This is a genomic window from Psittacicella hinzii (assembly GCF_003585935.1).
In the GTDB taxonomy this organism is placed as follows: Bacteria; Pseudomonadota; Gammaproteobacteria; order Enterobacterales; family Psittacicellaceae; genus Psittacicella; species Psittacicella hinzii.
Genome location: NZ_NRJG01000094.1, coordinates 1 through 8,400, shown reverse-complemented (window position 1 = coordinate 8,400; position 8,400 = coordinate 1). Strand labels below are relative to the sequence as shown.

8 protein-coding genes and 2 tRNA genes are annotated in these 8,400 nt (G+C 35.5%); 5 read left to right on the top strand and 5 right to left on the bottom strand.

From position 1 onward, the window contains the following. The first annotated feature begins 143 nt into the window (after positions 1-143). From recA to CKF58_RS05270, 4 genes are all read left to right on the top strand, one after another. Positions 144-1,214: a recombinase RecA gene (gene recA, locus CKF58_RS05285; RefSeq protein ID WP_119531693.1), complete on the top strand. Its 1,071-nt coding sequence runs from the start codon at positions 144-146 to the stop codon at positions 1,212-1,214. A 68-nt stretch (positions 1,215-1,282) separates the two neighbouring features. Beyond that, positions 1,283-2,281, top strand: coding sequence for a GNA1162 family protein (locus CKF58_RS05280; RefSeq protein ID WP_119531691.1), 999 nt, complete (start codon positions 1,283-1,285; stop codon positions 2,279-2,281). After that, positions 2,281-2,691, top strand: a complete 411-nt coding sequence (locus CKF58_RS05275) for a hypothetical protein (RefSeq protein WP_119531689.1) — start codon at positions 2,281-2,283, stop codon at positions 2,689-2,691. The genes CKF58_RS05280 and CKF58_RS05275 overlap by 1 nt, the downstream gene beginning before the upstream one ends. Positions 2,692-2,904: 213 nt before the next feature. Then, positions 2,905-3,579, top strand: coding sequence for a CsgG/HfaB family protein (locus CKF58_RS05270; RefSeq protein WP_119531687.1), 675 nt, complete (start codon positions 2,905-2,907; stop codon positions 3,577-3,579). A gap of 118 nt (positions 3,580-3,697) precedes the next feature. Here the strand turns inward: CKF58_RS05270 and CKF58_RS05265 are convergent, their stop codons facing one another. Both CKF58_RS05265 and rsmG read right to left on the bottom strand, forming a co-directional pair. Beyond that, positions 3,698-4,567 (bottom strand): DUF805 domain-containing protein, encoded by an 870-nt coding sequence (locus CKF58_RS05265; RefSeq protein ID WP_119531685.1) that lies wholly within the window; start codon positions 4,565-4,567, stop codon positions 3,698-3,700. Between the two features lie 386 nt (positions 4,568-4,953). Continuing rightward, positions 4,954-5,631 carry a 16S rRNA (guanine(527)-N(7))-methyltransferase RsmG gene (rsmG, locus tag CKF58_RS05260; RefSeq protein WP_119531683.1) on the bottom strand — a complete coding sequence of 226 codons (678 nt, stop codon included), beginning with the start codon at positions 5,629-5,631 and terminating at the stop codon, positions 4,954-4,956. A gap of 239 nt (positions 5,632-5,870) precedes the next feature. Here rsmG and truA point away from each other — a divergent pair, with 239 nt between their 5' ends. Continuing rightward, on the top strand, positions 5,871-6,650 hold the full coding sequence (gene truA / locus CKF58_RS05255) for a tRNA pseudouridine(38-40) synthase TruA (protein WP_222987722.1): 780 nt from the start codon (positions 5,871-5,873) through the stop codon (positions 6,648-6,650). Between the two features lie 48 nt (positions 6,651-6,698). Here truA and CKF58_RS05250 read toward each other — a convergent pair whose 3' ends face one another. From CKF58_RS05250 to CKF58_RS05240, 3 genes are all read right to left on the bottom strand, one after another. Further along, positions 6,699-7,505 carry a 2-keto-4-pentenoate hydratase gene (locus CKF58_RS05250; RefSeq protein ID WP_119531679.1) on the bottom strand — a complete coding sequence of 269 codons (807 nt, stop codon included), beginning with the start codon at positions 7,503-7,505 and terminating at the stop codon, positions 6,699-6,701. 631 nt (positions 7,506-8,136) lie between these two features. Then, a tRNA-Lys gene (locus CKF58_RS05245) sits at positions 8,137-8,212 on the bottom strand. An 18-nt stretch (positions 8,213-8,230) separates the two neighbouring features. Further along, a tRNA-Lys gene (locus CKF58_RS05240) sits at positions 8,231-8,306 on the bottom strand. Positions 8,307-8,400 lie beyond the last annotated feature (94 nt).

Below are 8,400 nucleotides of genomic sequence, written 5' to 3'. Positions count from 1 at the left end.
TATACTTGTCATCTGATAATTATTATCTCCTATTAAAAATAAATTTAACTCAAGGAAAATTAAGATAAAGTTGGAATAATAAATATTTTATGACGGAAAAAAATAATTTTTAAACGGAATAATAAAAAAATTAAGGTACAAACATGGCAGATAATAATACCGAAAGAAGAAAAAGTTTTGAAGCCGCATTTGGCATGATTGAGAAAAAATACGGTAAAGGTTCAATTTTCCGTATGAGTGAATCACCAGACTTAAATATTCCAACCATTTCAACAGGTTCTTTAAGTCTAGATATTGCTCTTGGGGTAGGTGGTTTACCTCAAGGTCGTGTGGTTGAAATTTTTGGTCCAGAATCTTCAGGTAAAACTACAGTTGCGTTATCTGTAGTAGCACAGGCACAAAAAAATAATCTAAACTGTGCTTATATTGACGCCGAGAATGCTTTAGATCCATCTTACGCGAAAAAAATCGGGGTGGATTTAGAAAACTTATTTATTTCACAACCAGATAATGGTGAACAAGCTTTAGAAATCGTTGAAACTCTTGTACGTTCAAACGGGGTTGACGTAGTAGTTATTGACTCAGTAGCAGCTTTAACTCCACGTGCAGAAATTGAAGGTAACATGGGTGATAGCCACGTTGGTTTACAAGCTCGTTTAATGTCACAAGCTTTACGTAAATTAACTGGTGCGGTTAAACAATCTAATACTCTAGTAATTTTTATTAACCAGATTCGTATGAAAATCGGGGTGATGTTTGGTAACCCAGAAACTACTACTGGTGGTAATGCTCTACGTTTCTATGCTTCTGTACGTTTAGATATTCGTCGTACAGCCCAAGTTAAAGATAAAGAAAACGTAATTGCCAATACTACTCGCGTTAAAGTAGTGAAAAATAAAGTAGCACCTCCATTTAGAGAAGCGATTTTTGATATTGTCTTCAATAAAGGGATTAATAAAGCTGGTGAAATCATCGATATCGGTGCGGCTCAAGGCTTTATTGAAAAAGCTGGTGCTTGGTATTCATACGAAGGGCAAAAAATTGGTCAAGGGAAAGCTAAAGCTATTGAATGGTTAGAAGCTAATCCTGAAATTGCTCAAGAGTTAGAATTCAAAATCAAAGACAAATTATTACAAAACACTGATCTACTAACTGTAGGTGGTGAAGAAACTTCGGAAGAAGAATTAGGAACTTTAGCTGACGAATTATTTTAACTTCCAGCTACTATAAATTTTTTAGGGAGAGTGGTTGTACTCTCCCTTTTACTTAACTTAAAAAATATATGATCTTTAAATATTGTAAACTTGCTGGTCTAATGACTTTAGGCGTTTTAGGGTCTTTTTCTGCGCAAGCTCTGGTAGTAAAAGATATTCCACCAGAAGTGGCGAGTTCCCAAGTTGCCGATAATACTGAGATTCTCTATCCGGCAATGGTGCATGCTCTAAAACAAAAAGCCCTAAACGTTAAGACCATTTTAATTCCTTTACCTAAAGGTATTGATTCAACTCCGGTTGTCTCTCTTTATGTGCAATCGGCTTTTTCTAAACAATTAGAAACTTTAGGTTATTATCCGATCCCAGTTTCGATAAGTAATGCTTTATTAAAAAATAATGGTATTCATTTTGGGGAAGATGTAGATCATATTCCCACCAAAACCTTAGCGCAAAAATTTGGTGCGGATGCTGTGCTTTATTTAACCTTAGAAAAAGCTACTCCTGATAATAGTTTACTTTTTGGTAATCAACTAGTTTTCTCGTGGCAAGCACGTCTTGTATCTGCACAAGGTTTTGAATTAGTAAAAGCCAATAATAGCTTAAAAGTACAAATTACAGCTGCAGCTCTAGCGCAAAATGGTTATTTAGAAGCTCTGGTGGCTATTTTCTCTGCGGTATCTAATGCCGTAAAAACTGATGATGAAGCGCAACTTCTAGGTTCTTTACTAGATAAGCATAAAGTTGTATACAATTTCTTTAGCTTACCTACCGAAGCGATTTATGCTTTACAACCAGGTCCGTACGGCATTCAAAATGTCTCAAGAGCAGTTCCTGGGAAAAAGTTAGAGATCGAGAAAGGACAAATTGTTGACACTGAATTTAAGGGGCAAATCTATATTGCACCGCACCTATATCTTTATTTAGATAGAACCGCAGCTGGTCAGCAATATAAAAACCTAAATACCGCCGATCCAAAATTTTACGGTTTAGTAGAGTTTCCTGCGGAAGTTACTAATCAAAGTACAGCGTTTATTGAACAAGTACTAAAAGCAGGGAGTAAGAAATAATGTTTAAATCTTTATCCACTCTGCGCTCGAAATCGCTGCTGCGTCTTGTTACTTGTTTAGCTATAGGAGCAAGCTTAGCCGCTTGTAGTCAGCCAAGTCTGGTAGATCAAGTAACTGCGCCAGTATATTACTTCTCGTCTGGACATAATGAAGTAGAAAAGTTTGCTGCTTATGAGAAGTTACATGAGCTAGATGCGAGTAAAGTAGACTTAGTTTCATATGCGCAAACGTTAAAAAAATTATGTTCATATAGTAAACCTTATAAAGGAGCTTGTGCAACTTACGGTTATTACTTAGTTGTCTATGAAAATGGTCGCAACCAAGCGGAAGAATATTTTGCCCGCGAAATCAAATTCTATCCAGAAGCTAAAGGTTATATCAATTTCTTACGTCAAAATCTGAAAAAATAAGATTAGTTGTAAGTATATAGCTCCAATACCAATTATTGTCTAGTCATCTTATTCAAGCTATCTTATCCAAGTCATCTAATGTAAGAAAGATGATATAAAACACGAGAGTTATTCTATTTTTTAAAAATTTTCCGTCTTTTTAGTTGTCTAAGAAGAGGACAGATAATAACAGTTGGATATATTAATAAATCTAACTAAGAAGAATATAATATTATGAAAAAACTATCATTAGCTTTATCTTTAGGCGCAGCAGCTTTCTTATTAGCAAGCTGTTCTGTAACCGAACGCCAAGCAGTTGTTCCTCAAAGTGAACAAACAGTACAAGTAAAAGTAAATCCTGGTAATGTAGAGAAATTAAAAGTAGCTGTAGCTCGTTTTGATAATCGTTCTGATTACAATAATGGTGCTTTTGCTGGTTCGAACACTTTACCACAACAAGGTTTAGATACTTTAATTCAAAGCTTAGCGTCTTCGAATTACTACTTAGTATTAAACCGTTCATCTTTAGATGCTTTAAAAACTGAAAACGGTTATAACAAACAACAAGCACAAACTTTAGGTGCTAATTATGTGGTAGTTGGTGCTATTACTGAGTTTGGTCGTCGTGATCAAGGTGATAAACAATTATGGGGTTTCCTTGGTAAAGGTAAACAACAAATTGCTTATGCTACAGTAACTCTAAACTTAGTTGACGTTAAAACTTCAGCTATTGTTGCAAGTTCGACTGGTACTGCAACTATTTCAATTGATCAACGTCAAGTTTTAGGTACAGGTTCATACTCTGGTTATGATTCAAGCCAAAACTCACGTGTGTTAACTTTAGCTGTACGTGATGCGGTAAATAACTTAATCCCAGTTAGCCCAAACGTATTAAAAGCCAATAACTAATCTTCCGGATGTTTAAGCACGACTAAAATAATTTGTAGCTTAAACATGAGATAAACAAATTCCCCTCTAGAGCCTAAATGCTATTTAGGATCTAGAGGGGATTTGTTATTAGTATGAGCTACTTATTTTTTCGTAGATCTACTTTTAATGGGGTTGGGTTTTCAACAGTAACTTCCACTGCGTCAAGAGTATCGGTTTCAGCAGGGTTATCTGCATTAGTTGGGTTAGGCTTCTTTTTACGTAAATTAACTTTAAGTGAATTTGGGTCTTTAGTTAAGTTTACTTTAGAAGTAGCTTCTTGCTCACTTGCAGTAGTTCGTTCGCTTGCAGTAGTTTGATTACTCGTAGAAGCTTGATCTGTGTTAAGAGATACATCTGTATTAGCTTGCGAATCTACGTTAGTAGTTGCGTTAGGAGAAGTAGATTGAGTAACTTCTTGCTTTTCATTGCGAGCTGCTGTTGGTTCATCTCTATAGGTAGAAGCTGTGCGAGTGGTTTCTACATAATCTGGTTCAGCTTCAGGGAACACTGTTGGATTATAGTTTTTATTATTTTCTCTACGTGATGGATATAGGAAAATAATTAAAGCGACAATGCATAAAACGATATCTAGCATTAAAGCTAAGAGTTCATGATACACATGATCATAAACACGAGCACCTATTTGTAAAGCAATAATACTTAAGATTACTTTTTTACTAATGCGAGCATCATTGGCACGACGTACTTTTGCTGCTGTTAATAATACGGTGTATAAAATTACAAAGAAAGTAAAAGCTGCAGTAGTATTAAAGATATCTAATTCTGGACGATTTAAGACAAAACTTAAATTAGCAAAAAAGATACGAGAAAACTCCCATACCATGTTTACTAAACACCAGATAAAAAAGGTATAAACCCAGAACTCACCACGGCGTTCCGAGGCTTTAAAGTTGCCGAGATTTTTTACATGACGGCACAAAATAGTGTTAAACGTATATTTACTCATATGCTTACCTTAAAAAGCTAAGAAATCTTAGCATCTTATCTTCTCTTAATATGTTTAGACGTAGTCTTAATTTGGTCTAAGTAATAGTTATAGTTATTACTTATAGTCATTACTAGCGTTAGGGGGAAGTAAATTTTTGGATGTTAATTCACTTCTCTTTTATAGATATATCACAATTTACATTTAAATCCAAGAGGTAGATAAAAATTAGTTGCCTATCTACAACAACGATCTTTAAATTAAGGACAATTCACCATTGTGTATTTTACCTACCAACTGCTGCATTTAACTGTTTGTTCTTTATATAGTCTCTAGAACTATATAAATGAAACACAGCTTGATTATTTTCTCGTAGAGGCTAAATTAAGATCAAGTATAATAATGACCTAATTGCGGCTTACGACCACAATGTAACGTTCATTATCTTCTAGACCAGGAACGCTAATGCCTGTAACTTGTTCAATTTTAAATTGCGCAGGTAAGGTTTTAGCTTCTTCGTCTACTTTAGAACTCTTGAGCAGTACGTAGTTACCATTTGGCGCGAGTAAATGCTCACATACTAAAGTCATGCGATCTAGAGCGGTAAAAGCACGCGAAGTTATACAGTCGAACTGTTCTTCATGGTAGTCTTCTACTGGGCTATGTACAATAGTTACATTAGGCAGGGGAATATGAATTAACACTTGACGTAAAAATTGTATGCGTTTGCCTAATGAATCAAGCAGCGTAAAATGCATATGGGGATTAACTTTAGCAAAAAGAATTGCTAAAGGAATACCAGGTAAACCTGCTCCAGTACCTACATCTAGCACTTTATTGTAGTTCGCAAAACTTGGAGCAACGGCTAAAGAATCTAGTAAATGCTTAACTAGCATTTGTGATGGATCTTTAATTGCCGTAAGGTTAAAGGCTTGATTCCATTTATGCATTAACTCAAGATAAGTTAATAGTTGCTCTTGCATTGCTTGATCAACTAGTGGCGCAAGGTAAGCATCTTGAGCGAGTAGTTTTTGTAATTGTTGCGCTAAGGCTGGGCGTGAGAAAGTAGCTAAAGCTTTAGCCATAACATAATTCCTTATTTTTAATCATTGCTTAACTCAAAACTTAATTTAAGTGTTCAGTTAAATAATGCTTATAGCCTTGTTATTATAAGCAAAATAAGCCGAAATAACAATATAAAAGGTAAATCACGTTTTTATTTATGAGTAGTTTAGAAAACTCTGTGCAGTCACCTGCACTTGATTTAACAGCATTTCCGTACATTCCTGCCGATTACGAGCAACAAAAATATTATAACGTAGTAATGCTCGTGGCATATAAAGGTTCAAACTATGCCGGTTTTCAGCGTCAGCAACACACCTTAAGTGTGCAAGGTTGTTTAGAAAAAGCTTTATCGAAAGTGGCTAACCATTCGGTAGAAAGTTTTTGTGCAGGACGCACAGATGCAAATGTACATGGCACTAATCAAGTAATCAACTTTTATACAACTGCTGTACGTCCAGATTATGGTTGGTTAAGGGGAGCTAATGCTAATTTACCTCCTGATATTCGTGTAGTTGCTTGTTATGTACTTGAGGATTTAACTTTTCATGCACGTTTTAGTGCGTTAGCTCGTCGTTACCGCTATTTAATTAAAGAGCAAGCTAGTATTTTTGACGCCCACGTAAGCGAGCTGATTACTTTAGTACAAGATAAGTTAGATCTTGAACTAATGAATCAAGCAGCTCAACATTTATTAGGGGAACAAGATTTTAAATCCTTCCAAGCTGCTCGTTGTCAAGCAAGCACTTCAATGCGTAATATTCATCATGCTTATTTCTATCGTCAAGGTAATTTTATTGTCTTTGATATTCAAGCTAATGCTTTTTTATATCACATGGTACGCAATATTATGGGATCACTATTAAAAGTAGGTAAGCATGAGCTTAGCGTAGATGAGTTTAAAGCGTTAATTGCTGCTAAAGATCGTAATCTAGCACCACCAACTGCTCCAGCAAATGGTTTATATTTAGTTGAGGTTTTATATCCAGAACCATATAACTTTAAACCTCAAACCATAGGTCCAATTTTCTTACATGACTAAAGAGTAAAAGCCGTAAAGAGTAAATCTTTACGGCTTTTATCATAGCGATTATTTAACTGTTAGTTTTACGCTGCCAACGCCAGAACCATATTCAACTTCCCATTCACCTGCAGCTAGACTAGGTGGGAAATTAAAAGTACCTGAAGATACTCTTAAACCTGCTGGGAATTTTTGTCCTTGTGAAGCTAGTTTACCAACTAACCATTGTAATGATTTATATGGATTACCAAGTACTTCTGAAGAAACACCTGTTGCCACTTCTTCACCATTGAAAGTTAATTTCATTGGTACTTTTGCAGCATCATCTACAGTTTTAAATACATCTGCAGCATTGCGTTCTTCACCGAAAACCACAAAACCACCTACTGAACCATCTGACATTACTAAATGTTTAGGTAAAGCTGGGAACCAAGCCGCAAAGCGTGCATCGGGCACTTCTAAACCGGCTGCAACTGTAGTTTTACGTAATAGATCTTCTAAACTATCGGTTGGTAAAAGTTCTTCTTTAGCAGTAAATACTAATTCACATTCAACTAAAGCTTCATTTAAATTTTTTAATTCTAGAGTAGCCGGACTGCTTAGCCAACGACTATTATCTAAAGCACCGTATAATGGGCTGTTTGAATTAAATAATTTTTGGGTATTTTCTGAAGTTAAAGAAACCTTATAACCACCAGTTGCTTTGCCCTTTAAGCTATTAAATTTAGCAGCTACTGCATAAGCTGTATCATCATCGGTCACTACATCTTTCCAATCATCCATATTAAGAGCTTGGTTAGTAGAGAAAGCTTGAGCTAATGCTTGAGCAAATTGTTCTTGTTTTTCGTTTAAGGTTGGTAAATTTGTGTTACTCATTGTAGTATCCTAATTAAAGTGTTATTAAAACTCTTTAATCGAATTACTAGTTCGCGTGCTGTTAGTACAGCATAGAATATGATTTATTAATTCGACTAAAGAGCATTATGGTTTAATGTCAATGTCGATAATAATATCTGCGTCCATAGATAAATAATCGTCAGTAAAAATATTGAAGAAATTGTTTATTCTCTCTTGGGAGATTAATTTTATATTAGCTAGAAAAAAATCGTAGGTCAATAGGAGAAAAATAAAATTTCATGGAGATGGTTATTAACTCTTTGAAATTTCGGAGCATAAAGTTACAAAAAAGCAGTTGAGTAGCTTTTAGGAGTACAGCACAGAGTTAAAACTAAAAATAAAAATGTAACTAATGGAGGATTCTGGAAAATTAAGTGGAGTTGTGATTAAATATATTTGATGGCTGAAGAAGTTGTTTAAGTCGAAGTGGGTATGAAGTTTGTAGGAATGGCAGGGGCTGCTGCAATTACTGCAATTACTGCAATTACTGCAATGTTAGGATAGGATAAGTTTATAGTTGAGCTAAATGTGTAAGGAAGATATATAGCGTCTTGGCTATCTATAAAATCTAGGCATAAAAAAATCAACCTAATGGTTGAGTAAGAAAAAATGGTGGGCCGTGAAGGATTCGAACCTTCGACAAACGGATTAAAAGTCCGCTGCTCTACCGACTGAGCTAACGGCCCATATGGACAAAGAAAAAATGGTGGGCCGTGAAGGATTCGAACCTTCGACAAACGGATTAAAAGTCCGCTGCTCTACCGACTGAGCTAACGGCCCATAAGGGCAAAGAAAAAAAATGGTGGGCCGTGAAGGATTCGAACCTTCGACAAACGGATTAAAAGTCCGCTGCTCTACCGACTGAGCTAACGGC